Genomic DNA, 26,327 nt, shown 5'->3' with positions numbered 1-26,327 from the left:
ATTGAGGTCGGCGACTTTCACTCACACATACCAGCAAGTGGCGTCCCCTAGGGGATTCGAACCCCTGTTACCGCCGTGAAAGGGCGGTGTCCTGGGCCTCTAGACGAAGGGGACACTGAAGTCTCAATCGCAAGACGCCTTGCTATTTACTTTTCATCAGACAATCTGTGTGAGCACTTCAAAGGCAGGTTCTTTAAGGTAAGGAGGTGATCCAACCGCAGGTTCCCCTACGGTTACCTTGTTACGACTTCACCCCAGTCATGAATCACAAAGTGGTAAGCGCCCTCCCGAAGGTTAAGCTACCTACTTCTTTTGCAACCCACTCCCATGGTGTGACGGGCGGTGTGTACAAGGCCCGGGAACGTATTCACCGTGGCATTCTGATCCACGATTACTAGCGATTCCGACTTCATGGAGTCGAGTTGCAGACTCCAATCCGGACTACGACATACTTTATGAGGTCCGCTTGCTCTCGCGAGGTCGCTTCTCTTTGTATATGCCATTGTAGCACGTGTGTAGCCCTACTCGTAAGGGCCATGATGACTTGACGTCATCCCCACCTTCCTCCAGTTTATCACTGGCAGTCTCCTTTGAGTTCCCGGCCGGACCGCTGGCAACAAAGGATAAGGGTTGCGCTCGTTGCGGGACTTAACCCAACATTTCACAACACGAGCTGACGACAGCCATGCAGCACCTGTCTCAGAGTTCCCGAAGGCACCAAAGCATCTCTGCTAAGTTCTCTGGATGTCAAGAGTAGGTAAGGTTCTTCGCGTTGCATCGAATTAAACCACATGCTCCACCGCTTGTGCGGGCCCCCGTCAATTCATTTGAGTTTTAACCTTGCGGCCGTACTCCCCAGGCGGTCGACTTAACGCGTTAGCTCCGGAAGCCACGCCTCAAGGGCACAACCTCCAAGTCGACATCGTTTACGGCGTGGACTACCAGGGTATCTAATCCTGTTTGCTCCCCACGCTTTCGCACCTGAGCGTCAGTCTTTGTCCAGGGGGCCGCCTTCGCCACCGGTATTCCTCCAGATCTCTACGCATTTCACCGCTACACCTGGAATTCTACCCCCCTCTACAAGACTCTAGCCTGCCAGTTTCGGATGCAGTTCCCAGGTTGAGCCCGGGGATTTCACATCCGACTTGACAGACCGCCTGCGTGCGCTTTACGCCCAGTAATTCCGATTAACGCTTGCACCCTCCGTATTACCGCGGCTGCTGGCACGGAGTTAGCCGGTGCTTCTTCTGCGAGTAACGTCAATCGTTGCGGTTATTAACCACAACGCCTTCCTCCTCGCTGAAAGTACTTTACAACCCGAAGGCCTTCTTCATACACGCGGCATGGCTGCATCAGGCTTGCGCCCATTGTGCAATATTCCCCACTGCTGCCTCCCGTAGGAGTCTGGACCGTGTCTCAGTTCCAGTGTGGCTGGTCATCCTCTCAGACCAGCTAGGGATCGTCGCCTAGGTGAGCCGTTACCCCACCTACTAGCTAATCCCATCTGGGCACATCCGATGGCAAGAGGCCCGAAGGTCCCCCTCTTTGGTCTTGCGACGTTATGCGGTATTAGCTACCGTTTCCAGTAGTTATCCCCCTCCATCGGGCAGTTTCCCAGACATTACTCACCCGTCCGCCACTCGTCACCCAAGGAGCAAGCTCCTCTGTGCTACCGTTCGACTTGCATGTGTTAGGCCTGCCGCCAGCGTTCAATCTGAGCCATGATCAAACTCTTCAATTTAAGTTTGATGCTCGTGAATTAAACTTCGTAATGAATTACGTATGTTCACTCAGAGACTTGGTATTCATTTTTCGTCTTGCGACGTTAAGAATCCGTATCTTCGAGTGCCCACACAGATTGTCTGATAAATTGTTAAAGAGCAGTGCCGCTTCGCTTTTTCTCAGCGGCGCGGGGTGTGCATATTACGCCATCCCGCTGCGAAGTCAAGCATTTAATTTCGCTTTCTTCGCCGGAGTTCTCAGTGGAACCCCGCTGACCCGGCGGCTTATAATCCGTTGTTCCGTGTCAGTGGAGGCGCATTATAGGGAGTTATTTCAGGCTGACAAGGGGAAATTTAAAATAACTTTCTGAGTGCGTGTTTTTTCACCAAAACAACCATTAACATGCCATAAAATAAGCAAATTGCCGTTTTTGCAGCCGCAATCACACTTCCAGGTGGCATACTAATGAATAAGAAAAAGAGTAAGGAAGAACATTCATGCCGTTAAATGCCCAACAGCTAGCCGCACAGAAAAACTTGTCCTACGTTCTGGCCGAAAAGCTGGCTCAGCGAATATTAAAAGGTGAATACGCGCCGGGCGCTATATTGCCTGGCGAAATAGAGCTGGGCGATCAGTTTGGTGTGAGTCGCACCGCGGTAAGAGAGGCGGTAAAAACGTTAACGGCAAAAGGTATGGTATTACCACGCCCACGTATCGGCACACGCGTCATGCCGCAAGCAAACTGGAACTTCCTCGACCAGGAGCTGCTCACCTGGTGGATGACGGAAGATAATTTCCCACAGGTCATTAAACATTTTCTGGTGATGCGTATCAGCCTGGAGCCTCAGGCGTGTTTACTGGCGGCGACCATTGGTACGGCTGAACAGAAAGCGCACCTCAACACGCTGATGGAAGAGATGGTCGAGCTGAAAAGAAACTTCAGACGCGAACGCTGGATTGAGGTTGATATCGCCTGGCATGAACACATCTATGAAATGAGTGCGAATCCGTTCCTTATTTCCTTTGCATCTCTGTTCCATTCGGTTTACCAGACCTACTTTACCTCTATTACCTATAACGATGTGGTGAAACTGGATTTGCACCAGGCCATTGTCGATGCAATAGATGATAACGATGGCGATCGCGCCTTTGCTGCTTGTCAGGCATTGCTGATAGCACCGAACGTGCTACCGGATAAATAATATGTCAGAAAAGAAATCACGTAGTATGGCCGGGCTACCGTGGATAGCAGCCATGGCCTTTTTTATGCAGGCACTAGACGCCACTATCCTCAATACCGCCCTACCCGCAATAGCACATAGTCTTAACCGCTCTCCGCTCGCCATGCAGTCGGCCATTATCAGCTATACCCTGACGGTCGCGATGCTGATCCCGGTAAGTGGTTGGTTGGCAGACCGATTTGGTACCCGACGCGTCTTTATGATTGCTGTTAGCCTGTTTACGTTGGGATCGCTGGCCTGTGCGCTGTCCAACTCCCTAAGCGAGCTGGTGATTTTCCGTGTCATTCAGGGGATCGGTGGCGCCATGATGATGCCCGTTGCCCGTCTGGCGTTATTGCGTGCCTACCCTCGTAGTGAACTGCTTCCCGTGCTTAACTTCGTCACCATGCCTGGACTTGTGGGGCCGATTTTAGGTCCGGTATTGGGCGGTGTACTGGTTACATGGGCCAGTTGGCACTGGATCTTCCTGATTAATATTCCAATTGGCATTGCCGGTATCTTCTACGCTCGCAAATATATGCCGAACTTCACCACCCCACGCCGCGGTTTTGATATGACCGGTTTCTTTCTGTTTGGTTTGAGCCTGGTGTTGTTTTCCAGCGGCGTTGAATTGTTCGGCGAGAAGCTTGTCGCTACCTGGGTCGCACTCGGTATTATTCTTGTCAGTGTGTTGTTACTACTCGCCTATATTCGCCATGCTCGTCGTCACCCAACGCCACTAATATCTCTTCCGATATTTAAGACTCGAACCTTTTCTGTTGGGATCGCCGGCAACCTCGCCACTCGCCTGGGCACAGGCTGCGTGCCCTTCTTAATGCCGCTGATGTTGCAGGTAGGCTTTGGATATCCGGCTCTGATAGCCGGTTGTATGATGGCGCCAACGGCGTTGGGTTCAATTCTGGCAAAATCCATGGTGACGCAGGTTCTGCGCAAACTCGGCTACAGGACCACATTGGTGGGTGTTACGGTTTTTATCGGCCTGATGATTGCGCAGTTCGCTTTGCAATCTCCTGCCATGCCGGTCTGGATGCTGATCCTGCCGCTGTTCATTTTAGGTATGGCGATGTCCACCCAGTTTACCTCAATGAATACTATCACTCTGGCGGATCTGACCGATGAAAACGCCAGCAGCGGCAACAGCGTATTGGCCGTTACTCAGCAGTTATCAATCAGTTTAGGGGTTGCCATCAGCGCCGCCGTTCTGCGTATCTATGAAGGTATGGAAGGAACCAATACGGTCGAACAGTTCCACTACACCTTTATGACGATGGGCGCTATCACGGTAATATCCGCGCTGATGTTCATGCTGCTAAAAGCCAAAGATGGACGTAACCTGATCAAAGATCGGCACAAACCTAAACCGACCCCCGCTCCATCAAAACAGGAGTAAGCTGCAAACGCTGTTGTTGTAATGCGGGCTGGGCCATCCGATGGATTAATACATCGATGGCCAGTTCGCCCAATTCATCTTTTGGTTGATGTATGGTCGTCAGCGGAGGCGTCATATAGCGCGCCAGCTCGATATCATCATAACCCACCACCGCCATATCCTGCGGAATGCGCAATCCCGACTGGTACAGAGCCTGATACGCGCCAACCGCCATTGCATCATTGCCGGTAAAAACGGCCTGCGGTCGCTGTTTATGCGACAGCAACGTTTGCATAGCTTCAAAGCCGCCACCAAACTCAAAGTCACCGGTAATCTCGTAGCCTTCCGGGACAGGCAAGCCCGCCCGCTTCATTGCCGCCCGATATCCTTCCAGACGCAAACGCGCCGGGGTTTTATCCAGCGGCCCGGTGATGCAGGCAATGCGCGTAAAACCTTTTTCGATAAGATGTTGCGTGGCTAAATCCCCGCCCAGCAGGGAGTTATCCTGAATCAGATCGCTTTCACCATCAAAGGGCGACCAGTCCATCATCACGGTCGGTATAGAAGGATAACGCTGCATTATCTCTCTGGAAGGCTGATGTGTTTCCGTGCAGAGCAGCAGCAAGCCATCCACGCGTTTTTGCATTAGCGTTTCCAGATTACGGTTCATGCGCTGTTCATCGCCTTCGGTATTGCACAGTACCAGGCTGTAGCCGCGCTCAAAACAGCTACGTTCAACGCCGCGCACCAGCTCAGAATAGAAGGGATTGGTACTGGCAGTGATTAACATGCCAATTGTGCGGGTCTGGTTTAACTTGAGGCTACGCGCCAGCGCGGAGGGAGCGTAGTTAAGCGCTTTAATCGCAGCTTCTACTTTGTCAGTGACAGACTCACTGACAAAGCGATCTTTATTAATGACGTGAGAAACCGTCGACGTGGAAACACCCGCCAGGCGGGCGACGTCCTTCATTGTAGCCAAGCGTTACCTCTGTTGACTTAAAAACGCTTCTATTTCTTCGCGCCACGGAACGGAAGGCTGTGCGCCTTTACGGGTAACCGCAATCGCCGCAGCGGCATGCGCAAAACGGATCGCTTCAGGCAGTGGAGTCTCTTCCAGTAACGCTGTAATTAACGCGCCATTAAAGGTGTCTCCGGCGGCAATAGTATCAACGGCTTCCACTTTAAAACCGGGTACTCGCTGACCTTCGCCATTCACGCTGGCCCACACACCGCGACTCCCTAAGGTAATCAGTACAGTATGGATTCCTTTAGCATGCAATGCCTGCGCCGCTTTGGCCGCGTCTTCATCATTTTCAACCCGGATCCCCGTCAGCTTTTCAGCCTCGGTTTCATTCGGGGTAATAATATCTACCAGCGCCAACAGCTCGTCAGAAAGTTCACGCGCCGGAGCCGGGTTTAGGGCGACCATGGTCTTATTTTGATGTGCAATCTTTGCCGCAGCCAGAACACTTTCGATCGGCGACTCTAGCTGCATCAGTAAAGCGGACGCCTGCGCAATACGCTCATGCTGTGCTTCCACCAGCGCTGGCGAAAGCGCTGCGTTAGCTCCAGCATGAATGCCGATAACGTTCTCACCTTCACCATTCACAAAAATCAACGCAACACCGGTCGATTCCCCCGAAATTACGCTAATCGGCGCAATATCAATGTTGTCTTTGGCTAACTGTTTACGCACACTTTCGCCAATATCATCATCGCCCGTACAGGCAATGAATGCGATATTCGCGCCACTACGACCCGCAGCAACAGCCTGATTCGCGCCTTTACCGCCAAATGCGACCTGATAATGACTACCGGTTACGGTTTCACCAGGTGTCGGGAAAGAGTTAAGGTTAAGGATGTGATCGGCATTGATACTGCCAAGAACAACGAGGTTGCCTGCGGTTTTCATATTTGGTGTTCCAAGTCAAAGTGCGCCACCGGGTTAGGGTGGCGCGTGCCCTGCTTTTCTTTTTACGCTTTCATCCCCAAAACCAGATACGGGGATGGCGTATTTATGTCTCCATCAGGCCGCGAGCGACCTGAATCGGTATTACTGCTTGATGACCAGCTTCAGGTCAACCGGATATTTAGCCTGAACCTTCTCGCCTTTCAGGACTTTATCCGCAGTCTCAACGCCTTTCGCGCCGATCTGATCCGGCAACTGAGCAATGGTCGCAGCCAGTTTGCCATCATTTACTGCTTTTTCGCCATCTGGAGTGCCGTCAAATCCAACCACCATCACATCAGATTTACCCGCGGTTTGCAGTGCGCGCAGCGCACCCAGCGCCATTTCATCGTTCTGAGCAAATACGGCCTGCACATCAGGATGCGCGGTCAGCAGGTTCTGCATGACGTTCAGACCTTTAGTGCGGTCGAAGTCTGCCGGCTGGCTGGCCAGTACGTTAAATTTGTGTGCCGCAACGGCCTGCTGGAAACCTTCGCCACGCTCACGCGCCGCTGAAGTTCCGGCAATCCCCTGCAGTTCGATAACTTTCGCGCCTTCACCTGCTTTCTTCGCGATGTAATCACCCGCAATTTTGCCGCCCAACACGTTATCAGACGCAATGTGGCTTACCACTTCGCCTTTGGAGGCAACACGGTCAAGGGTAATAACCGGAATTTTTGCCTGGTTAGCCATCTTCACAGCATTACCAACGGCATCAGAGTCGGTTGGGTTGATCAGCAGAATTTTAGTTCCACGAACCGTTAAGTCCTGAACGTTAGCCAGCTCTTTCGCCGGGTTGTTCTGCGAGTCCAGAATCACCAGGTTATAACCCAGCTTATCCGCCTCTTTTTGCGCCCCATCCTTCAGAGAAACAAAGAACGGGTTATTGAGGGTGGAGACCACCAGCGCAATAGTATCTTTAGCCATCGCATTCGCGCTCACGGTGGCGCTTAGCGCAACAGCAGAAACCAGGGTAGCCAGTTTTTTCATGTTCATATTTAAGATGTCCTGTAATCGTTGTTACTGCTTTTTGTTGTCTACCAGTACCGCCAGCAAAATCACCACCGCTTTGACGATCATCTGGTAATAGGAGGATACACCTAACAAATTCAACCCATTATTGAGGAAACCAAGAATCAATGCGCCGATCAGCGTCCCAACAATTCGTCCTTTACCACCCGCCAGGCTAGTACCGCCTAATACCACCGCAGCGATAGCATCCAACTCATAGCCAGTACCTGCCGTCGGTTGCGCAGAGGAAAGGCGCGCAACTTCAATGATGCCCGCCAGCGATGCCAGCAGACCGCACAGTGAGTAAACGATAATTTTGATTTTACTGACGCTGATACCGGACAGACGCGTTGCCGCTTCGTTACCGCCCAGCGCATAGATATAACGCCCCAGACGCGTGTGGTGCAGCATGTACCACGCCGCGAGGAAGACAATCCCCATGATCCACACCGGCGTAGGGACGCCTAACGGACGACCAATCCCGAACCAGCCAAACAGATCGGCATTGTCAGTAAACCCGGTGTTTACCGGACTGCCGTTGGTGTAGACCATGGTCACACCGCGCAGCAGCAGCATCATAACCAGAGTCGCGATAAACGCCTGCACGCGACCTTTCGCGACAATCACCCCGGTTACCGCGCCAATGGCAGCGCCGAGCGCCAGGGCCGCAGCAACAGCCACCAGCGCATTGACTTCAATCCCTACAATCGAAGCCGCAACCGCACCGGTCAGCGCCAGCAAGGAACCGACGGACAGATCGATACCCGACGTCAGGATAACCAGCGTCATGCCAACCGCCATGATGGCGTTCACCGACGTTTGCTGAAGAATGTTGAACAGGTTATTAACGGTAAAAAAGTTAGGGCTCATGGTGGAAACAATCGCGATCAGCACTAACAGAGCGATGAGCGACTTTTGCTCCAGAAGCCATGCTTTAGTGAAATAACGGCGACCAGAAACAGCCTGGGTAGTCATCTTTTTTACTCCTGATTCACGCGATTAAGCTTGCCCACAGCGGCAGCCATTAATACTTCCTGAGTGGCCTGCTCGCGAGTGAATTCACCGCCGAGATGCCCTTCATGCATAACGATAATTCGATCGCTCATGCCCAATACTTCTGGCATCTCAGAAGAGACCAGAATGATACTCAGCCCATCAGCCTTAAACTGGTTGATAAGCTGATAGATTTCTTTTTTCGCCCCAACGTCAACGCCGCGCGTTGGTTCATCAAGGATCAGCACTTTTGGCCGGGTCATCAGACCGCGCGCAATCGCCACTTTCTGCTGGTTACCGCCGGAAAGAAGGCCGATAGCCTGTTCCATCGATGGCGTTTTAACATTGAACAGGCGAATAAAATCACCCACCGCCTGCTGCTCATCTTTATGTTTAAGGCTTCCGCCTGCACGGCTGAAATAACGCAGCGCGGTCAGTGACATATTCTCTTTCACCGACATGCCGAGCACTAAACCATCGCGTTTACGGTCTTCAGAAATATAGACGATGCCGTTAGCCAGTCCATCCTGCGGCGAACGGGTAACCACTTCATGGCCATCAAGCGTGACGTAGCCGCTGGTGCGTGGCAATGCGCCGTACAACACTTTCATCAGCTCGGTACGTCCGGCCCCCATCAGCCCCGATACGCCAAGGATCTCGCCTTTACGCAGCGTGAATGACACATCGTTTACGCCAGGACCGCACAGATTATCGACCTTCAGGCGAATATCACCCGGCGCTTTTTCCAGGCGCGGGTACTGATCTTCCAGCTTACGTCCCACCATCATTTCAATCAGCGAGTCTTCGGTAAGCGATGCGACTTCACGCTCGGCAATAAACTGCCCATCGCGGAAGACGGTTACGTCGTCGCAAATCTCGAAGATCTCTTTCATGCGGTGAGAAATATAGACAATGCCGCGTCCCTGGGATTTCAGTTCGCGAATGACGCGGAACAGGGATTCGGTTTCGGTGTCGGTGAGGGCATCCGTCGGTTCATCCATAATGATGACCTTCGATTCAAAGCTCAGCACTTTAGCAATTTCGACCATCTGCTGATCGCCAATCGACAGCTCACCGACCAGCCTGTCGCTTTTAAAGCGCAGATTGAGTTTGGCGAGCAGCAGATCGGCTTCGGCGTACATCTTCTTCCAGTCAATTTTGCCAAAGCGATTCACAAACTCACGACCGAGAAAAATGTTTTCAGCGATAGTGAGTTGCGGGATCAGGTTCAGCTCCTGGTGGATGATACCGATTCCGGCTTCCTGGGAGGATTTCGGGCCGTTAAAGGTGGTCTCTTTCCCCAGCCACAATAAGGAACCGGCATCACGGGTGTAGATTCCGGTCAGCACCTTCATCATGGTGGATTTACCCGCGCCGTTTTCGCCCACCAGCGCCATTACGCGGCCTGGGTAGACATTCAGCGCGGCGCCGGATAGCGCTTTTACGCCCGGGAACGCTTTATCGATCCCTTTGAGTTGCAGTAATGCGTTCATGATGGCCTCAGAACGTGACGCCAGCACAGAGAATGATATTCGCATACGGAGAACACTCTCCGCTGCGAATTACCGCCTGACTGTCTGCGGTTTGTTTTTTGAATTGTTCATGCGTGGTGTAACGAATTTCTATGGTGTTTCCCTGGTGTTGTTGCAGTTGCTCAATGTGGCTGAGCAACGTTTCGTGGAGTTGCGGATTATGTTGTTTAATTTCCGACGCGAGAATGGCCGCCTCGACCTGCATTTCACGTGTGACCACATCCAGTACCTGCATAAAAGAAGGTACGCCCTGGGTTAATGCCATATCGATACGCGTTGTGCTGTTCGGGATGGGTAAACCTGCATCACACACCACCAGCGTATCGGTATGCCCCAGACGGGAGATCACCGATGAAATTTCAGAGTTGAGTACCGTGCCTTTCTTCATTTTCTTTCCCCACTAGCGAAACGTTTCGCTGGAGATAAGTGTAGTGCGAAGAGTGGACAGAAAACCACCGCGACGTTACGAAAATGTGATCGCCATCGAAACGTTTCGCAAGGATTATCATTAGATGAAATGAAAACTGGGAGGGGCAAAACAAAACGCCCCTTTTCACGATGAAAGAGGGCGTTGATGAGATTAAATCTCGACCTGAGTACCGAGCTCAATAACCCGGTTCGGTGGGATTTCAAACTGGTCCGGCGCACGCAGCGCATTGCGCTGTAACAGCAGATACAGCTTACCGCGCAGACGCAAGTACCATGGTCGTTTGCCGACAATCAGCGACTCGTGCGACATGAAGAAGGAGGTTTCCATCATCCGGCAGCTTAAGCCTTCCAGACCGCAGCGATGGAACACTTCCTCCACGTTCGGCGTTTCGCGCCAACCGTAGCTGGCAACCACGCGCCAGAAGGTGGGCGATAACTGCTCAATCTGCACCCTACGCACGTTGTGAACATAGGGCGCATCTTCCGTGCGCAGCGTCAGCAGAATAACGCGCTCATGCAGCACCTTGTTATGTTTGAGGTTATGCAGAAGCGCAAACGGGATGACGTTCAGTGCGCGGGACATATATACAGCCGTTCCCGGCACGCGTACCGGTGGTGATTTCTCCAGAGAAGCAATCATCGCCTCCAGAGAGTTACCGTGCTCATGCATACGACGCAGCAGACGGAAGCGTTCACTTTTCCAGGTGGTCATGATGGTGAACATCACCAGACCCAGCGTCAGAGGCAGCCAACCGCCGGAAATCAGTTTATCGAGGTTCGCGGAGAACAGCGGAACATCGACGCACAGGAATGCCACCAGGATCAGGAAGACGAAGTATTTATTCCAGTGCCAGTTTTTGCGCGCCACGGTGGTCGACAAAATAGAGGTCAGCACCATCGTCCCCGTTACCGCAATCCCGTACGCCGCGGCCAGATTACTGGAGTGTTCAAAACTCACAATCACAATAACCACCGCAAAATAGAGCATCCAGTTAACGAAAGGAATGTAGATCTGGCCCGACTCCATTTCCGAGGTATGGATAATGCGCATTGGCGATAAATATCCCAAACGCACGGCCTGACGCGTCAGCGAGAACACACCGGAGATAACCGCCTGCGAAGCGATTACCGTCGCCAGCGCAGCGAGGATCAGTAGCGGGATCAACGCCCAGTCTGGCGCCAACAGGAAGAACGGGTTTTTGATCGCTTCAGGATGCTTTAACAGTAGCGCCCCCTGACCAAAATAGTTCAGTACCAGTGAAGGCAACACCACAGAGAACCATGCCAGGCGAATCGGCAACTTACCGAAGTGGCCCATATCCGCATACAGCGCTTCAACACCGGTAATCGACAACACCACCGCACCCAGTGCAATAAAAGACAACGTTTTGAATTCGAGGAAGAAATGCACCGCCCAATACGGATTTAGCGCCTGCAGTACTTCCGGATTGCCAATAATACTGCGTACGCCTAAAACCGCCAGCGTCAGGAACCACAGCAGCATAATCGGCGCAAACAGCTTACCGACCATGCCGGTACCGTGTTTTTGAATCAAAAACAGCAGGGTCAGTACGATTATCGAGAGCGGAACAATCCAGGTATCCAGTTGCGGGGCAATAATCTCCAGACCTTCAATCGCAGACATCACAGAAATGGCTGGCGTAATCACCACTTCACCATAGAAGAAGCTGCCGCCTATCAATCCCATAATGACCAGCATGGAGGTTGTTCGCGCCGAGGTATTGCGCCCGGCCAATGACATCAGCGTCAGGATCCCGCCTTCTCCGGCGTTATCTGCGCGCATGACAAACGTCAGGTATTTAATGGAGACAACAAAGATCAGCAGCCAGAAAATCAGCGAGAGAAAACCAAATACGGCATCACGTTCAACGCCAAAACCAAACTGGCCGGACAAACATTCACGAAGCGTATAAAGTGGGCTGGTACCAATATCACCGTAGACAACCCCAATGGCTGCAAGGGTAATCGCAGACAATGATTGTTTATTATCAGTGCTCATAGACTCGTCTTTCGTTTATACACATCATCTTTCAAGCCACTCCGTGTGGGCTGCATTCGTTATTCCCCCCATCCCAGGAGAAAACTCCATTGCCGCCTTGGTGCAGCTTGATTGATTTGGTGTATATATAAGAAATGTGTGCGTCGTCCCTTGGCCCACAAAAAGGCGCACAGTATGCACGATTAATCACAAAATCGTACCCCTAAATGAGACCAGATTAATCTGGCTCAAAGAAAAATAAGCGCACCTTCAGTCTATTACTGCAATGGTGTGAAGCATCTATACTCGCAGTTTATGCAGTACATTTGGCGAAAGGACGCCACTTCATTATGGCTCACCCACATTTATTAGCGGAAAGAATTTCCCGTCTGAGCAATGCGCTGGAAAAGGGACTTTATGAACGTAGCCACGCCATTCGTCTGTGTCTGCTGGCAGCACTCAGCGGCGAGAGCGTTTTCTTATTAGGCCCCCCGGGGATCGCAAAGAGCTTAATTGCCCGCCGACTGAAGTTTGCCTTCCAAAATGCACGCGCTTTTGAATACCTGATGACGCGCTTCTCTACGCCGGAAGAAGTTTTCGGCCCGCTGTCCATACAGGCCCTTAAAGACGAAGGTCGCTATGAACGCTTAACGGCGGGCTATCTTCCTGAAGCTGAAATCGTTTTTCTTGATGAAATCTGGAAAGCAGGCCCGGCAATTCTTAACACCCTGCTGACCGCCATTAACGAACGTCACTTTCGCAACGGCGCGTATGAAGAAAAAATTCCGATGCGTCTGCTGGTTGCCGCTTCCAACGAACTGCCTGAAGCCGACAGCAGCCTGGAAGCGCTGTACGACCGTATGCTGATTCGTCTGTGGCTGGATAAAGTTCAGGACAAGGCCAATTTCCGCTCCATGCTGCTAAGTCAGCAGGATGAAAGCGACAACCCGGTCCCCGCATCATTGCAGGTGACGGATGAAGAGTATCACCAGTGGCAAAAAGACATTGGCGCCATCAAGCTTCCCGATCGCGTGTTTGAGCTTATTTTCACCCTACGCCAGCAGTTGGACACGCTACCAAATGCCCCCTACGTGTCCGATCGTCGCTGGAAAAAAGCGATCCGCTTACTCCAGGCCAGCGCTTTCTTTAGCGGACGTGATGCGGTAGTACCTATCGACCTGATCCTGCTGAAAGATTGTCTGTGGTACGACGCGCAAAGCCTGAATCTGATGCAACAGCAGCTTGAAATATTGATGACCGGACACGCCTGGCAGCAGCAAGCCATGCTGACGCGCCTGGGCAGTATTGTGCAGCGCCGCATTCAACTCCAGCAGCAACAAAGCGACAAAACGGCGTTCACGGTAATCCGTCAGGGTGGCATGTTCAGTCGTCGTCCTCATTATGATTTACCACCAGAAGCTACGTCCTCAGTCGTGACATTACTGCTACAAAAGCCATTAAAGCTGCATGATATGGAAGTTATCCATATTGCTTTTGAACGCAGTGCGCTGGAACTGTGGCTAACAAAAGGCGGTGAAATCCGCGGAAAATTAAACGGGATCGGCTTTGCCCAAACACTGAATATGGAAGTCGATAGTGCACAGCATCTGGTTGTGCGCGATGTCAGTTTACAGGGTTCTCGCCTGGCGCTGCCGGGGGCTTCGCAAGAGAGTATGCCCGCAGAGATAAAGCAGGAGCTTGAAGCGCTCGATAACGAGTGGCATCAGCAGCACAGCGCATTCAGCGAACAGCAAAAATGCCTGTTTATTCATAGCGACTGGTTAGGCCGCATTGAGGCCAGCCTGCAGGATGTCGGGGCGCAAATCCGCCAGGCGCAACAATGCTGACCCTTGATACACTCAACATAATGCTGGCAGTCAGCGAAGAGGCGATGATCGAAGAGATGATCGTCGCCCTGTTGGCTTCCCCAAAGATGGTGGTATTTTTTAAAAAATTTCCTCGCCTTAAAAAAGCGATCACTGACGATATTCCCCGCTGGCGCGAATCTTTGCGTAGCCGCCTCAAAGATACCCATGTGCCGCCGGAGTTGGCAGAAGAAGTCATTTGTTATCAACAAAGCCAGCTCCTCTCTCATGCACAGTTTATCGTTCAACTACCGCAAATATTATCGCTATTGCACCGACTCCATTCGCCCTGGGCTGGGCAAGCGCAGCAACTGGTCAATGACAACAGCACCTTTACGCCCGCCCTACATACGCTTTTTCTCCAGCGCTGGCGCCTGAGCCTGGTGGTGCAAACCACAACGCTGAATCAGCAACTGCTGGAAGAAGAGCGCGAGCATTTGCTCAGTGAAGTACAGGAACGGATGACCCTTAGCGGACAACTGGAACCCGTTCTGGCGGAAAATGACAACGCTGCAGGCCGGTTGTGGGATATGAGCGCGGGCCAAATCAAGCGCGGTGATTATCAGTTGATGGTGAAATACGGCGAATTTCTGACGCAACAACCCGAACTCCAGCGCCTGGCCGAGCAGTTAGGTCGTTCCAGAGAGGCGAAATCCGTGCCGCGTAAAGATGCGCCAATGGAAACCTTCCGTACCCTGGTGCGCGAACCGGCAACCGTCCCGGAGCAGGTGGATGGCATCCAGCAAAGTGACGATATCCTGCGCCTGCTACCGCCAGAACTGGCCACGTTGGGCATAACCGAACTGGAATACGAGTTCTACCGACGGCTGGTGGAAAAGCAACTGCTGACCTACCGCCTGCACGGCGAAGCATGGCGTGAGAAAGTAACAGAACGTCCGGTGGTGCATCAGGATTTTGACGAGCAGCCGCGCGGACCTTTTATCGTCTGCGTTGATACATCAGGATCGATGGGCGGGTTTAATGAGCAGTGTGCGAAAGCCTTTTGCCTGGCGCTAATGCGCGTCGCCCTTGCCGATAACCGGCGTTGTTTCATTATGCTGTTTTCAACAGAAGTGGTGCGCTATGAGCTTTCCGGTCCGGAGGGCATCGAACAGGCGATCCGCTTTTTAAGTCAACGCTTTCGTGGTGGCACTGATATTGCCAGCTGTTTTCGCGCCATTATTGAACGCATGCAGGGTCGGGAATGGTTTGATGCCGATGCGGTGGTTATCTCAGATTTTATCGCTCAGCGATTACCCGATGAAGTCGTCAGCAAAGTGGGGGAATTACAGCGGGTGCACCAGCACCGTTTTCATGCGGTAGCGATGTCAGCACATGGCAAACCCGGCATCATGCGCATTTTCGATCATATCTGGCGCTTTGATACCGGGATGCGAAGCCGCCTGCTCAGACGCTGGCGGCGTTAATTGTTACAGCAGAGAAGCGACGCTTTCACGTACCTGGGCCGGCCATACGCCACACTGAACCTGGCCAATGTGCGGTAATTGCAGCAACAGCATGGTCAGACGCGACTGCCCAATCCCCCCACCAATCGTCTGCGGCATTTCACCACGCAGCAGCGCCTGGTGCCATTCCAGACTCAGGCGATCTTCATCACCAGTCAAAGACAGCTGGTGTTTCAGAGCGTCAGCATCCACACGGATCCCCATAGAAGACAGCTCAAACGCATCTTCCAGAACCGGGTTCCAGACCAGAATATCACCGTTCAGACCGGCATGACCCAGCTCAGACGCTGAACTCCAGTCATCATAATCCGGCGCACGTACATCATGACGGTGACCGTCACTGAGCTTACCGCCGATTCCCACCAGGAATACCGCGCCCAGCTCTTTAGCGATCGCACGTTCACGACCTTTTGCGTCAAGATCCGGATAACGAGATAACAGCTCCTGGCTATGAACAAAGTGGATCTGCTCTGGCAGGAACGGTGCCAGACCAAACTCTTTGCTAACCGCAGCTTCGGTGGCCTTAATTCCCGCCCAGATAGCCTCTACCGTGCTTTTCAGAGTGGAGAATTGACGCTCACCGTCGCCCATCACGCGCTCCCAGTCCCACTGGTCAACGTACACTGAGTGCAGCGGGGAGAGGCGATCTTCATCGGGACGCAGGGCTTTCATATGCGTGTACAGCCCCTCGCCTGCGCTAAAGTCGTGTTGTCCTAACGTTTGACGCTTCCACTTCGCCAGTGAATGAACCACTTCGAATTGAGCGTCTGGCAATGCTTTAACCTTCACCTGCACCGCTTTTTCACAGCCCGACAAGTTATCCTGCGTGCCATCTCCAACGCGGCTGAGGATCGGAGCCTGAACTTCGATCAGACCTAAACGCTCTTCCAGCTGGCGAGAAAAATGAGATTTTACGAAGCTAATTTGACGTTGTTTGGCAATGTAAGCGGTTTTCATTATGTGTACTCCTGTGTCCTGTTGCCTATGATTAAGCAACAGAATGGAGGTAATATTCAATAATCAACAAACAAAAAGCCGACTTCGATTTTGATTCGTTAAAATTAACGACTAAAATAGAGGGAATCATTAATCTACATAAGAAAAACCTATGGAAAATTATCAGATCGACAATCTGGACCGCGGCATTCTTGATGCCCTGATGGAAAATGCCCGTACTGCCTACGCAGAATTAGCCAAACAGTTCGGCGTCAGCCCAGGAACAATTCACGTTCGCGTAGAAAAGATGAAGCAGGCCGGGATCATTACCGGCGCGCGGATTGATGTTAGTCCCAAACAATTGGGTTACGACGTCGGCTGCTTTATCGGCATCATTCTGAAAAGTGCGAAAGACTATCCGTCAGCACTTGCAAGACTGGAAAGCCTCGATGAAGTGACCGAAGCGTATTACACCACCGGGCACTACAGCATCTTTATTAAGGTAATGTGCAAATCGATCGACGCGTTGCAGCAGGTACTTATCAACAAGATCCAAACAATTGACGAAATTCAGTCCACTGAAACCCTGATCGTCTTGCAGAACCCGATTATGCGTACCATCAAGCCGTGATCGGGTTTTTTAATCCCCTATTTTTCCACAGGTAGATCCCAGCTCGCACACAGCGTACAATACGCCCTCTTTATAAAGGTGGGCGATCATGGCAGACATCACTCTTATCAGCGGTAGTACGCTTGGCAGTGCGGAATATGTAGCAGAGCATCTGGCTGAAAAGCTGGACGACGCCGGTTTTTCCAGCGAAATACTGCATGGGCCAATGCTTGAAGAGGTTCCGACTGACGGGATCTGGCTGATTATCAGCTCCACACACGGAGCAGGAGACATTCCTGACAACCTGCAGCCTTTATATGATGCCTTACGCGAGCAGAAACCGAACCTGTCACAAGTGCACTTTGGTGCAATCGGGATCGGCAGTCGTGAATATGACACCTTTTGCGGCGCAATCGACAAGCTGGAAGCCGAATTGAAGGCCTGTGGGGCAAAACAGATCGGCGAAACGCTCAGGATCAACGTACTGGAACATGAAATTCCGGAAGATCCGGCTGAAATTTGGCTGGGATCGTGGCATCCGTTGCTCAGAGATTTGTAAAGATCGTACTTTTTTATGTGGATAACTCTGGTTAAAAGCTTGGATCAACCGGTAGTTATCCCAAGAGCAACTGTTGTTCAGTTTTTGAGTTGTGTATAACCCTTCATTCTGATCCCAGCTTATACGGACCAGGATCACCGATCATTCACAGCTAATGATCCTCAGCAACCTGTTGATCTTACTTAAAGGATCGCCCTTATCCACAGAAAGGTGCGATCCTAATAAGAGATCACAGTAAAACAGATCTCTAAATAAAAAGATCTTCTTTTTAATACCCAGGATCCCAGGTCTTTCTCCATCGACTAAAGTTGAGTAGAATCCACGGCCCGGGCTTCAATCCATTTTCACACCGCGTTATGCGAGGCAATCACCATGTTTTATCAGGATCCTTTTGACGTCATCATCATTGGCGGGGGTCATGCAGGCACCGAGGCCGCAATGGCCGCGGCGCGAATGGGTCAACAGACTCTGCTTTTGACACACAATATCGACACTCTGGGACAGATGAGCTGCAACCCGGCGATCGGCGGTATTGGGAAGGGACACCTGGTAAAAGAAGTGGATGCGCTTGGTGGGTTGATGGCAAAAGCGATCGACCATGCCGGTATCCAGTTTAGGATACTAAACGCCAGCAAAGGGCCTGCCGTTCGTGCTACTCGCGCTCAGGCCGATCGTGTGCTCTATCGCCAGGCGGTACGTACCGCACTGGAGAATCAACCCAACCTGATGATCTTCCAACAGGCGGTTGAAGATCTGATTGTTGAAAACGATCGTGTCGTAGGCGCGGTAACCCAAATGGGACTGAAGTTCCGTGCCAAAGCGGTCGTGTTAACCGTGGGGACTTTCCTCGACGGCAAAATTCATATTGGTCTGGACAACTACAGCGGTGGCCGCGCTGGCGATCCGCCGTCTATTCCGCTGTCACGTCGTCTGCGTGAACTGCCGCTGCGCGTCAGTCGCCTGAAAACCGGTACACCGCCGCGAATCGATGCGCGCACGATTGATTTCAGCGTGCTCGGCCAGCAAAACAGCGATAACCCGATGCCGGTCTTCTCATTCCTGGGCGATGCTTCTCAACATCCGCGCCAGATGCCGTGTTACATCACGCATACCAATGAAAAAACCCATGATGTGATCCGTAATAACCTCGATCGTAGCCCGATGTACGCAGGCGTGATCGAAGGTATCGGCCCACGCTATTGCCCGTCGATCGAAGACAAAGTGATGCGCTTTGCCGATCGTAACCAACATCAGATCTTCCTCGAACCGGAAGGACTGACGTCTAACGAAATTTACCCGAATGGCATCTCCACCAGCCTGCCGTTCGATGTGCAGATGCAAATTGTCCGTTCCATGCAGGGGATGGAAAATGCCAGAATCGTCCGTCCTGGCTACGCAATTGAGTATGATTTCTTCGATCCGCGCGACCTGAAACCTACTCTGGAAAGCAAATTCATCCAGGGTCTGTTCTTTGCTGGTCAGATCAACGGTACGACCGGTTATGAAGAAGCTGCCGCGCAAGGGATGCTGGCTGGTCTGAACGCCGCACGCTTGTCTGCTGACAAAGACGGCTGGGCGCCGCGCCGCGATCAGGCTTATCTTGGTGTGCTGGTGGACGATCTGTGTACGCTGGGCACCAAAGAACCGTACCGCATGTTCACCTCACGCGCGGAATACCGTTTGATGCTGCGCGAAGATAACGCCGACCTGCGTCTGACCGAAATTGGCCGTGAGCTGGGACTGGTGGACGATGAGCGTTGGGCTCGCTTCAACGAGAAGCTGGAGCGTATTGAACAAGAACGCCAGCGTCTCAAATCAACCTGGGTGAATCCGTTAGCGGAGTCCGCTGCAGAAGTGAATGCTCACCTGGCGACACCTCTGTCACGTGAAGCGAGCGGTGAAGATCTGCTGCGTCGCCCGGATATGACCTATGCTCAGTTGACCTCTTTATCTGCGTTTGCACCTGCGCTTGATGATGCTCAGGCCGCAGAACAGGTTGAAATTCAGGTGAAATACGAAGGATATATCGCCCGTCAGCAGGAAGAGATCGAGAGACAACAGCGTAATGAGAACACCCTGTTGCCTGCAACGCTGGATTATCGTCAGGTCTCCGGCTTGTCGAATGAGGTCATTGCCAAACTGAACGATCACAAACCGGTATCGATCGGTCAGGCATCGCGTATTTCCGGCGTAACACCTGCCGCCATCTCCATTCTGCTGGTATGGCTGAAAAAACAAGGTATGCTGCGTCGCAGCGCTTGATATCACTTTTTGGCGGGAGCGCTTCGTTTGCCCGCCCTACAAATTTGTCGGCCCGATAAGCGACAGCGCGTCGGGCAATAGATTATTTACAGGTAACGACCGTGCTCAACAAACTCTCTCGTCTGCTGGCTGATGCCGGTATTTCTCTTACCGATCACCAGAAAAATCAGCTGATTGCGTATGTCGATATGCTGCATAAATGGAACAAAGCGTACAACCTGACGTCGGTGCGTGATCCCAACGAAATGCTGGTGCGCCATATTCTGGACAGCATTGTCGTCGCGCCGTACCTGAAGGGCGAGCGTTTTATCGATGTCGGCACTGGTCCGGGCCTGCCGGGAATCCCTCTCTCCATCGTACGTCCTGAAGCGCATTTCACACTGCTGGATAGCCTGGGAAAACGCGTTCGTTTCTTGCGCCAGGTGCAGCATGAGCTTGCGCTTACTAACATCACTCCAGTGCAAAGTCGCGTTGAAGAATTCCCTTCAGAGCCGCCGTTTGATGGGGTGATTAGCCGTGCTTTCGCGTCACTCAATGATATGGTGAGCTGGTGCCATCATTTGCCTGGTCAGGAAGGGCGTTTTTATGCGCTAAAAGGGCAGTTGCCTGAAGATGAAATTGCCTCGTTGCCTGCAGAATTCAGCGTCGAGTCGGTCGAAAAATTACACGTTCCGCAACTGGATGGTGAACGTCATCTGGTGGTTATTAAGCCAAACAAAATTTAATTTTTATCAAAAAAAATAGAAAAAAAACGGTTCTTCGGGTGTTAAAAGTCATAAGGAATAGTGTGGTTAAATGTCGTTACATTTCACTAATGCCTTACGGTTTTGCATCATAACTATAACGTACCGTTTTTTGTTGAAAGTGAAACAAGTCAGCTGTGAAAATATCAGCCTGCTAAAAATAGAATCAAAGAATCACCGCTCGTGTTAATTTTTTATTATAAATGTCAATGGGTGGTTTTTTTGTTGTTATTCGCTATTTTTAAAACAGTAACGAATTTTAGGCTTAAATATCAAAAAGTTGAAATGGCATCATTTGCCAAGTAAATAAATAGTGCCGGGGCGAATATGCTTAATATGTGATCTGGTGCACGCTTTGCAGCCAGTGTTTACGCGGCTTTTGCAGTTTTGCATGATCGTTCACAGTTTGCATAAAAGTGATAAATGTGGCGTAGCGAAAAATATTTAAACATTTATTCACTTTTTAGCTACTTATTGTTTGAAATCGAGAAGGCGCACCGTATAATTTGACCGCTTTTTGATGCTTGACTCTAAGCCATAAAGAACGTTTTATACGACACGCGGCATACCTCGAAGGGAGCAGGAGTAAAAACGTGATGTCTATGTCGCTCTTGAGTCGAAACGTTGCTCGTAAGCTTTTGCTCACACAGTTTCTGGCGGTAATAGCAAGTGGACTGCTATTTAGCCTCAAAGACCCTTTCTGGGGCATCTCCGCATTGTGCGGTGGATTGGCAGTGTTACTGCCTAATGTGTTGTTTATGATATTTGCCTGGCGTCACCAGGCACATACACCAGCTAAAGGCCGAGTAGCCTGGACGTTCGCTTTCGGCGAAGCCTTCAAGGTATTAGCTATGCTGGTGTTGTTGGTGGTGGCGTTGGCTGTTTTGAAAGCGGTATTCATGCCGCTGATCGTTACGTGGGTTTTGGTGCTGGTGGTTCAGATACTGGCGCCGGCTGTAATTAACAACAAAGGGTAAAGGCATCATGGCTTCAGAAAATATGACGCCGCAGGATTACATAGGACACCATCTGAATAACCTTCAGTTGGACCTACGTACATTCTCGCTGGTGGATCCGCACAACCCCCCAGCCACCTTCTGGACGCTCAATATTGACTCCATTTTCTTCTCGGTGGTTCTGGGTCTGTTGTTCCTGCTTATGTTCCGTAGCGTAGCCAAAAAGGCGACCAGCGGCGTACCAGGTAAATTTCAGACTGCGATTGAGCTGGTAATCGGCTTTGTGCATGGTAGCGTGAAAGACATGTACCATGGCAAAAGCAAGCTGATTGCTCCGCTGGCCCTGACGATTTTCGTCTGGGTATTCCTGATGAACTTGATGGATTTGCTGCCTATCGACCTGCTGCCGTACATCGGTGAGCATATCTTTGGCCTACCGGCTCTGCGTGTGGTTCCGTCTGCTGACGTGAACATCACCCTGTCGATGGCGCTGGGCGTATTTATCCTCATTCTGTTCTACAGCATCAAAATGAAAGGCATCGGTGGCTTCGCGAAAGAGTTGACGCTGCAGCCGTTCAATCACTGGGCGTTCATCCCTGTCAACTTAATCCTTGAAGGGGTAAGCCTGCTGTCCAAACCAATCTCACTTGGTCTGCGACTGTTCGGTAACATGTACGCTGGTGAGCTGATTTTCATTCTGATTGCTGGTCTGTTGCCGTGGTGGTCACAGTGGATCCTGAATGTGCCGTGGGCCATTTTCCACATACTGATTATCACGCTGCAAGCCTTCATATTTATGGTTCTGACGATTGTCTATCTGTCGATGGCATCTGAAGAGCATTAATTTACCAACACTACTACGTTTTAACTGAAACAAACTGGAGACTGTCATGGAAAACCTGAATATGGATCTGCTGTACATTGCTGCCGCTGTGATGATGGGTCTGGCGGCAATCGGTGCTGCGATCGGTATCGGCATCCTCGGGGGTAAATTCCTGGAAGGCGCAGCGCGTCAACCGGATCTGATTCCTCTGCTGCGTACTCAGTTCTTTATCGTTATGGGTCTGGTGGATGCAATCCCAATGATCGCTGTAGGTCTGGGTCTGTACGTGATGTTTGCTGTCGCGTAGTAAGCGTTGCTTGAATTAAGAGCAATATCAGAACGTTAACTAGATAGAGGCATTGTGCTGTGAATCTTAACGCAACAATCCTCGGCCAGGCCATCGCGTTTGTCCTGTTCGTTCTGTTCTGCATGAAGTACGTATGGCCGCCTTTAATGGCTGCCATCGAAAAACGTCAAAAAGAAATTGCTGACGGCCTTGCTTCTGCAGAACGAGCACATAAGGATCTTGACCTTGCAAAGGCCAGCGCGACCGACCAGCTGAAAAAAGCGAAGGCGGAAGCTCAGGTAATCATCGAGCAGGCGAACAAACGCCGTGCTCAGATCCTGGACGAAGCTAAAACTGAAGCAGAGCAGGAACGTACTAAAATCGTGGCACAGGCGCAGGCGGAAATTGAAGCCGAGCGTAAACGTGCTCGCGAAGAGCTGCGTAAGCAAGTTGCTATCCTGGCTGTTGCTGGCGCCGAGAAGATCATCGAACGTTCCGTGGATGAAGCTGCTAATAGCGACATCGTGGACAAACTTGTCGCTGAACTGTAAGGAGGGAGGGGCTGATGTCTGAATTTGTTACGGTAGCTCGCCCCTACGCCAAAGCAGCTTTTGACTTTGCCGTTGAGCACCAAAGCGTTGACCGTTGGCAGGATATGCTGATGTTTGCCGCTGAGGTGACAAAAAACGAACAAATGGCAGAGCTTCTCTCTGGCGCGCTGGCGCCGGAAACGCTCGCTGAGTCGTTTATCGCCGTATGCGGTGAGCAACTGGACGAAAGCGGCCAAAACCTGATTCGGGTAATGGCTGAAAATAACCGTCTGAATGCGCTCCCGGATGTTCTTGAGCAGTTTATTCACCTGCGTGCAGCCAGTGAGGCTATCTCTGAGGTAGAAGTTACTTCTGCCAATGCACTGAGTGATGAACAGCTTAAGAAGATTAGCGCAGCGATGGAAAAACGTCTGTCACGCAAAGTTAAGCTGAATTGCAAAATCGATAAGTCTGTAATGGCAGGCGTAATCATCCGAGCGGGTGATATGGTCATTGATGGCAGCGTACGCGGCCGTCTTGAACGCCTTGCAGACGTCTTGCAGTCTTAAGGGGACTGGAGCATGCAACTGAATTCCACCGAAATCAGCGAACTGATCAAGCAGCGCATTGCTCAGTTCAATGTTGTGAGCGAAGCTCACAACGAAGGTACTATTGTTTCTGTAAGTGACGGTGTTATCCGCATTCACGGCCTGGCCGATTGTATGCAGGGTGAGATGATTTCCCTGCCGGGTAACCGTTACGCTATCGCACTGAACCTGGAGCGCGACTCCGTAGGTGCAGTTGTGATGGGTCCATACGCTGACCTCGCCGAAGGCATGAAGGTTAAGTGTACGGGTCGTATTCTGGAAGTTCCGGTTGGCCGTGGCCTGCTGGGTCGTGTGGTGAACACTCTGGGTTCCCCGATTGACGGTAAAGGTCCGGTTGATAACGATGGCTTCTCGCCAATCGAAGTTATCGCACCGGGCGTAATCGAACGTCAGTCCGTCGACCAGCCAGTACAGACCGGTTATAAATCTGTTGATGCCATGATCCCAATCGGTCGTGGCCAGCGTGAGCTGATCATCGGTGACCGTCAGACAGGTAAAACCGCGATGGCAATCGATGCCATCATCAACCAGCGTGATTCCGGCATCAAATGTGTGTACGTGGCTATCGGCCAGAAAGCGTCCACCATTTCTAACGTGGTTCGTAAACTGGAAGAACACGGCGCACTGTCCAACACCATCGTTGTTGTGGCGACCGCGTCTGAATCTGCTGCACTGCAATACCTGGCACCATATGCCGGTTGCGCAATGGGCGAATACTTCCGTGACCGCGGTGAAGATGCACTGATCGTTTACGATGACCTGTCTAAACAGGCTGTTGCTTACCGTCAGGTTTCCCTGTTGCTGCGTCGTCCACCAGGACGTGAAGCATTCCCGGGCGACGTATTTTACCTCCACTCCCGTCTGCTGGAACGCGCATCCCGCGTAAACGCGGAATACGTTGAGAAGTTCACCAATGGTGAAGTTAAAGGTAAAACCGGCTCCCTGACCGCTCTGCCGATTATCGAAACCCAGGCGGGTGACGTTTCTGCGTTCGTTCCGACCAACGTAATTTCTATTACCGATGGTCAGATCTTCCTGGAAACCAACCTGTTTAACTCCGGTATTCGTCCGGCAGTTAACCCGGGTATCTCCGTATCTCGTGTTGGTGGTGCAGCGCAGACCAAGATCATCAAGAAACTGTCCGGTGGTATTCGTACCGCGCTGGCGCAGTATCGTGAACTGGCAGCGTTTTCTCAGTTCGCTTCCGACCTGGATGAAGCTACTCGTAAGCAGCTGAGCCACGGTCAGAAAGTAACTGAATTGCTGAAGCAGAAACAGTATGCGCCAATGTCTGTTGCACAGCAGGGTGTGGTGCTGTTCGCGGCTGAACGCGGTTACCTCGAAGATGTGGAACTGGCGAAAATCGGTAGCTTCGAAGCCGCTCTGCTGGCTTACGTTGACCGTGACCACGCTCCGCTGATGCAAGAGATCAACCAGTCCGGTGGCTATAACGATGAAATCGAAGGCAAGCTGAAAGCTATCCTCGATTCCTTCAAGGCAACCCAGTCCTGGTAACGTCTGGCGGTCTGCTTTAGGGTGGACCGCAAGGCATTGAGGAGAAGCTCATGGCCGGCGCAAAAGAGATACGTAGTAAGATCGCAAGCGTCCAGAACACGCAGAAGATCACTAAAGCGATGGAGATGGTCGCCGCTTCCAAAATGCGTAAATCGCAGGATCGCATGGCGGCCAGCCGTCCTTATGCAGAGACCATGCGCAAAGTGATTGGTCACCTTGCGAATGGTAATCTGGAATATAAGCACCCTTACCTGGAAGAACGCGACGTTAAACGCGTGGGCTACCTGGTGGTGTCGACCGACCGTGGTCTGTGCGGTGGCTTGAACATTAACCTGTTCAAAAAGCTGCTGGCGGATATGAAAACATGGTCCGATAAAGGCGTTCAGTGCGATATCGCAATGATCGGCTCTAAGGGCGTGTCTTTCTTTAACTCCGTTGGCGGTAATGTGATTGCTCAGGTAACCGGTATGGGGGATAACCCTTCCCTGTCCGAACTGATCGGTCCGGTTAAAGTGATGCTGCAGGCCTACGATGAAGGTCGCCTGGACAGACTGTACGTTGTCAGCAACAAATTTATTAACACCATGTCTCAGACGCCAACCATCACCCAACTGCTGCCTCTGCCGGCATCAGATGATGATGAATTGAAGCGTAAATCCTGGGATTACCTGTATGAGCCAGACCCGAAAGCGCTGCTGGATACCCTGCTGCGTCGTTATGTCGAGTCTCAGGTTTATCAGGGCGTGGTAGAAAACCTGGCCAGCGAGCAGGCCGCACGTATGGTGGCGATGAAAGCCGCGACCGACAATGGCGGCAGCCTGATTAAAGAGCTGCAGTTGGTATACAACAAAGCTCGTCAGGCCAGCATTACTCAGGAACTCACCGAAATCGTCGGTGGTGCATCCGCGGTATAACCAGGTTAAT

General features: G+C 51.6%; 23 protein-coding genes, 1 tRNA gene and 1 rRNA gene. 15 read left to right on the top strand and 10 right to left on the bottom strand.

The annotated features are described in order from the left end of the window. Positions 1-38: 38 nt before the first annotated feature. Together SK34_RS11745 and SK34_RS11740 are read right to left on the bottom strand one after the other, a co-directional pair. A tRNA-Glu gene (locus tag SK34_RS11745) sits at positions 39-114 on the bottom strand. 85 nt (positions 115-199) lie between these two features. Then, positions 200-1,741: ribosomal RNA gene (locus SK34_RS11740) — 16S ribosomal RNA — on the bottom strand. A 478-nt stretch (positions 1,742-2,219) separates the two neighbouring features. Here SK34_RS11740 and SK34_RS11730 point away from each other — a divergent pair. Both SK34_RS11730 and mdtD read left to right on the top strand, forming a co-directional pair. Then, the gene (locus tag SK34_RS11730) at positions 2,220-2,924 is read left to right on the top strand and encodes a FadR/GntR family transcriptional regulator (RefSeq protein WP_003023753.1); all 705 of its coding nucleotides are present in this window, start codon (positions 2,220-2,222) and stop codon (positions 2,922-2,924) included. Between the two features lies 1 nt (position 2,925). Further along, on the top strand, positions 2,926-4,353 hold the full coding sequence (mdtD, locus tag SK34_RS11725; RefSeq protein ID WP_048233093.1) for a multidrug transporter subunit MdtD: 1,428 nt from the start codon (positions 2,926-2,928) through the stop codon (positions 4,351-4,353). Here mdtD and rbsR read toward each other — a convergent pair. The 7 genes from rbsR to kup all read right to left on the bottom strand — a co-directional run bounded on the left by rbsR (position 4,319) and on the right by kup (position 12,265). Continuing rightward, complete coding sequence (gene rbsR / locus SK34_RS11720; RefSeq protein WP_003023757.1) at positions 4,319-5,311, bottom strand: ribose operon transcriptional repressor RbsR; 993 nt, start codon at positions 5,309-5,311, stop codon at positions 4,319-4,321. The genes mdtD and rbsR overlap by 35 nt on opposite strands. Before the next feature lie 3 nt (positions 5,312-5,314). After that, complete coding sequence (gene rbsK, locus SK34_RS11715) at positions 5,315-6,244, bottom strand: ribokinase (protein WP_003023758.1); 930 nt, start codon at positions 6,242-6,244, stop codon at positions 5,315-5,317. A 141-nt stretch (positions 6,245-6,385) separates the two neighbouring features. Then, positions 6,386-7,276, bottom strand: coding sequence for a ribose ABC transporter substrate-binding protein RbsB (gene rbsB / locus SK34_RS11710; protein ID WP_003023760.1), 891 nt, complete (start codon positions 7,274-7,276; stop codon positions 6,386-6,388). A 24-nt stretch (positions 7,277-7,300) separates the two neighbouring features. After that, entirely contained in the window at positions 7,301-8,266 is a 966-nt protein-coding gene (rbsC, locus tag SK34_RS11705; RefSeq protein WP_003023762.1) for a ribose ABC transporter permease, read from the bottom strand. A gap of 5 nt (positions 8,267-8,271) precedes the next feature. Further along, positions 8,272-9,777 (bottom strand): ribose ABC transporter ATP-binding protein RbsA, encoded by a 1,506-nt coding sequence (gene rbsA, locus SK34_RS11700; protein WP_003023764.1) that lies wholly within the window; start codon positions 9,775-9,777, stop codon positions 8,272-8,274. Positions 9,778-9,784: 7 nt separating this feature from the next. Continuing rightward, complete coding sequence (gene rbsD / locus SK34_RS11695; protein WP_003023766.1) at positions 9,785-10,204, bottom strand: D-ribose pyranase; 420 nt, start codon at positions 10,202-10,204, stop codon at positions 9,785-9,787. Between the two features lie 192 nt (positions 10,205-10,396). Beyond that, positions 10,397-12,265 (bottom strand): low affinity potassium transporter Kup, encoded by a 1,869-nt coding sequence (gene kup / locus SK34_RS11690; RefSeq protein WP_003023768.1) that lies wholly within the window; start codon positions 12,263-12,265, stop codon positions 10,397-10,399. Between the two features lie 329 nt (positions 12,266-12,594). Between kup and ravA the strand changes: the two genes are divergently transcribed. Both ravA and viaA read left to right on the top strand, forming a co-directional pair. Beyond that, entirely contained in the window at positions 12,595-14,091 is a 1,497-nt protein-coding gene (ravA, locus tag SK34_RS11685; protein ID WP_003023770.1) for an ATPase RavA, read from the top strand. Next, positions 14,085-15,536 (top strand): ATPase RavA stimulator ViaA, encoded by a 1,452-nt coding sequence (gene viaA, locus SK34_RS11680; protein WP_003023773.1) that lies wholly within the window; start codon positions 14,085-14,087, stop codon positions 15,534-15,536. The genes ravA and viaA overlap by 7 nt, the downstream gene beginning before the upstream one ends. 3 nt (positions 15,537-15,539) lie before the next feature. Here viaA and asnA read toward each other — a convergent pair whose 3' ends face one another. Continuing rightward, positions 15,540-16,532 (bottom strand): aspartate--ammonia ligase, encoded by a 993-nt coding sequence (asnA, locus tag SK34_RS11675; protein WP_003827009.1) that lies wholly within the window; start codon positions 16,530-16,532, stop codon positions 15,540-15,542. 151 nt (positions 16,533-16,683) lie between these two features. On the opposite strand from asnA, the gene asnC reads away from it, so the two are divergent. The 11 genes from asnC (at position 16,684) to atpG (ending at position 26,317) form a co-directional block, all read left to right on the top strand. Then, positions 16,684-17,142, top strand: a complete 459-nt coding sequence (gene asnC / locus SK34_RS11670) for a transcriptional regulator AsnC (protein WP_003023780.1) — start codon at positions 16,684-16,686, stop codon at positions 17,140-17,142. A gap of 88 nt (positions 17,143-17,230) precedes the next feature. Next, entirely contained in the window at positions 17,231-17,680 is a 450-nt protein-coding gene (gene mioC / locus SK34_RS11665) for an FMN-binding protein MioC (RefSeq protein ID WP_003023782.1), read from the top strand. A 372-nt stretch (positions 17,681-18,052) separates the two neighbouring features. Further along, a complete protein-coding gene (gene mnmG / locus SK34_RS11660) occupies positions 18,053-19,942 on the top strand; it encodes a tRNA uridine-5-carboxymethylaminomethyl(34) synthesis enzyme MnmG (RefSeq protein WP_003023784.1) in 1,890 nt (629 codons plus the stop codon). Between the two features lie 101 nt (positions 19,943-20,043). Then, positions 20,044-20,667, top strand: coding sequence for a 16S rRNA (guanine(527)-N(7))-methyltransferase RsmG (rsmG, locus tag SK34_RS11655; RefSeq protein ID WP_048233091.1), 624 nt, complete (start codon positions 20,044-20,046; stop codon positions 20,665-20,667). Between the two features lie 614 nt (positions 20,668-21,281). After that, positions 21,282-21,662, top strand: coding sequence for a F0F1 ATP synthase subunit I (gene atpI / locus SK34_RS11650; RefSeq protein WP_003023790.1), 381 nt, complete (start codon positions 21,282-21,284; stop codon positions 21,660-21,662). 7 nt (positions 21,663-21,669) lie between these two features. Beyond that, positions 21,670-22,485 carry a F0F1 ATP synthase subunit A gene (atpB, locus tag SK34_RS11645; RefSeq protein ID WP_003023792.1) on the top strand — a complete coding sequence of 272 codons (816 nt, stop codon included), beginning with the start codon at positions 21,670-21,672 and terminating at the stop codon, positions 22,483-22,485. A gap of 46 nt (positions 22,486-22,531) precedes the next feature. Beyond that, positions 22,532-22,771: a F0F1 ATP synthase subunit C gene (atpE, locus tag SK34_RS11640; protein ID WP_003023794.1), complete on the top strand. Its 240-nt coding sequence runs from the start codon at positions 22,532-22,534 to the stop codon at positions 22,769-22,771. A gap of 59 nt (positions 22,772-22,830) precedes the next feature. Then, on the top strand, positions 22,831-23,301 hold the full coding sequence (gene atpF, locus SK34_RS11635) for a F0F1 ATP synthase subunit B (protein WP_003023796.1): 471 nt from the start codon (positions 22,831-22,833) through the stop codon (positions 23,299-23,301). 14 nt (positions 23,302-23,315) lie between these two features. After that, complete coding sequence (atpH, locus tag SK34_RS11630; RefSeq protein WP_003023799.1) at positions 23,316-23,849, top strand: F0F1 ATP synthase subunit delta; 534 nt, start codon at positions 23,316-23,318, stop codon at positions 23,847-23,849. Between the two features lie 12 nt (positions 23,850-23,861). Beyond that, positions 23,862-25,403 carry a F0F1 ATP synthase subunit alpha gene (gene atpA / locus SK34_RS11625; protein WP_003023802.1) on the top strand — a complete coding sequence of 514 codons (1,542 nt, stop codon included), beginning with the start codon at positions 23,862-23,864 and terminating at the stop codon, positions 25,401-25,403. A 50-nt stretch (positions 25,404-25,453) separates the two neighbouring features. Further along, a complete protein-coding gene (gene atpG / locus SK34_RS11620; RefSeq protein ID WP_003023804.1) occupies positions 25,454-26,317 on the top strand; it encodes a F0F1 ATP synthase subunit gamma in 864 nt (287 codons plus the stop codon). Positions 26,318-26,327: the final 10 nt, after the last annotated feature.

The organism is Citrobacter sp. MGH104 (assembly GCF_001034485.1).
GTDB classification, from domain to species: Bacteria; Pseudomonadota; Gammaproteobacteria; order Enterobacterales; family Enterobacteriaceae; genus Citrobacter; species Citrobacter freundii.
Note: the sequence above shows the minus strand (reverse complement) of the source record. Positions and strands in the feature narration are given on the sequence as shown.

What these genes read in the sequence shown, in the direction of transcription:
- SK34_RS11730 (WP_003023753.1), top strand. Translation starts at nt 2,220, where the DNA reads ATGCCGTTAAATGCCCAACAGCTAGCCGCACAGAAAAACTTGTCCTAC.
- mdtD (WP_048233093.1), top strand. Translation starts at nt 2,926, where the DNA reads ATGTCAGAAAAGAAATCACGTAGTATGGCCGGGCTACCGTGGATAGCA.
- rbsK (WP_003023758.1), bottom strand. Translation starts at nt 6,244, where the DNA reads ATGAAAACCGCAGGCAACCTCGTTGTTCTTGGCAGTATCAATGCCGAT.
- rbsB (WP_003023760.1), bottom strand. Translation starts at nt 7,276, where the DNA reads ATGAACATGAAAAAACTGGCTACCCTGGTTTCTGCTGTTGCGCTAAGC.
- rbsC (WP_003023762.1), bottom strand. Translation starts at nt 8,266, where the DNA reads ATGACTACCCAGGCTGTTTCTGGTCGCCGTTATTTCACTAAAGCATGG.
- rbsA (WP_003023764.1), bottom strand. Translation starts at nt 9,777, where the DNA reads ATGAACGCATTACTGCAACTCAAAGGGATCGATAAAGCGTTCCCGGGC.
- rbsD (WP_003023766.1), bottom strand. Translation starts at nt 10,204, where the DNA reads ATGAAGAAAGGCACGGTACTCAACTCTGAAATTTCATCGGTGATCTCC.
- kup (WP_003023768.1), bottom strand. Translation starts at nt 12,265, where the DNA reads ATGAGCACTGATAATAAACAATCATTGTCTGCGATTACCCTTGCAGCC.
- ravA (WP_003023770.1), top strand. Translation starts at nt 12,595, where the DNA reads ATGGCTCACCCACATTTATTAGCGGAAAGAATTTCCCGTCTGAGCAAT.
- viaA (WP_003023773.1), top strand. Translation starts at nt 14,085, where the DNA reads ATGCTGACCCTTGATACACTCAACATAATGCTGGCAGTCAGCGAAGAG.
- asnA (WP_003827009.1), bottom strand. Translation starts at nt 16,532, where the DNA reads ATGAAAACCGCTTACATTGCCAAACAACGTCAAATTAGCTTCGTAAAA.
- asnC (WP_003023780.1), top strand. Translation starts at nt 16,684, where the DNA reads ATGGAAAATTATCAGATCGACAATCTGGACCGCGGCATTCTTGATGCC.
- mioC (WP_003023782.1), top strand. Translation starts at nt 17,231, where the DNA reads ATGGCAGACATCACTCTTATCAGCGGTAGTACGCTTGGCAGTGCGGAA.
- mnmG (WP_003023784.1), top strand. Translation starts at nt 18,053, where the DNA reads ATGTTTTATCAGGATCCTTTTGACGTCATCATCATTGGCGGGGGTCAT.
- atpI (WP_003023790.1), top strand. Translation starts at nt 21,282, where the DNA reads ATGTCTATGTCGCTCTTGAGTCGAAACGTTGCTCGTAAGCTTTTGCTC.
- atpB (WP_003023792.1), top strand. Translation starts at nt 21,670, where the DNA reads ATGGCTTCAGAAAATATGACGCCGCAGGATTACATAGGACACCATCTG.
- atpE (WP_003023794.1), top strand. Translation starts at nt 22,532, where the DNA reads ATGGAAAACCTGAATATGGATCTGCTGTACATTGCTGCCGCTGTGATG.
- atpH (WP_003023799.1), top strand. Translation starts at nt 23,316, where the DNA reads ATGTCTGAATTTGTTACGGTAGCTCGCCCCTACGCCAAAGCAGCTTTT.
- atpA (WP_003023802.1), top strand. Translation starts at nt 23,862, where the DNA reads ATGCAACTGAATTCCACCGAAATCAGCGAACTGATCAAGCAGCGCATT.
- atpG (WP_003023804.1), top strand. Translation starts at nt 25,454, where the DNA reads ATGGCCGGCGCAAAAGAGATACGTAGTAAGATCGCAAGCGTCCAGAAC.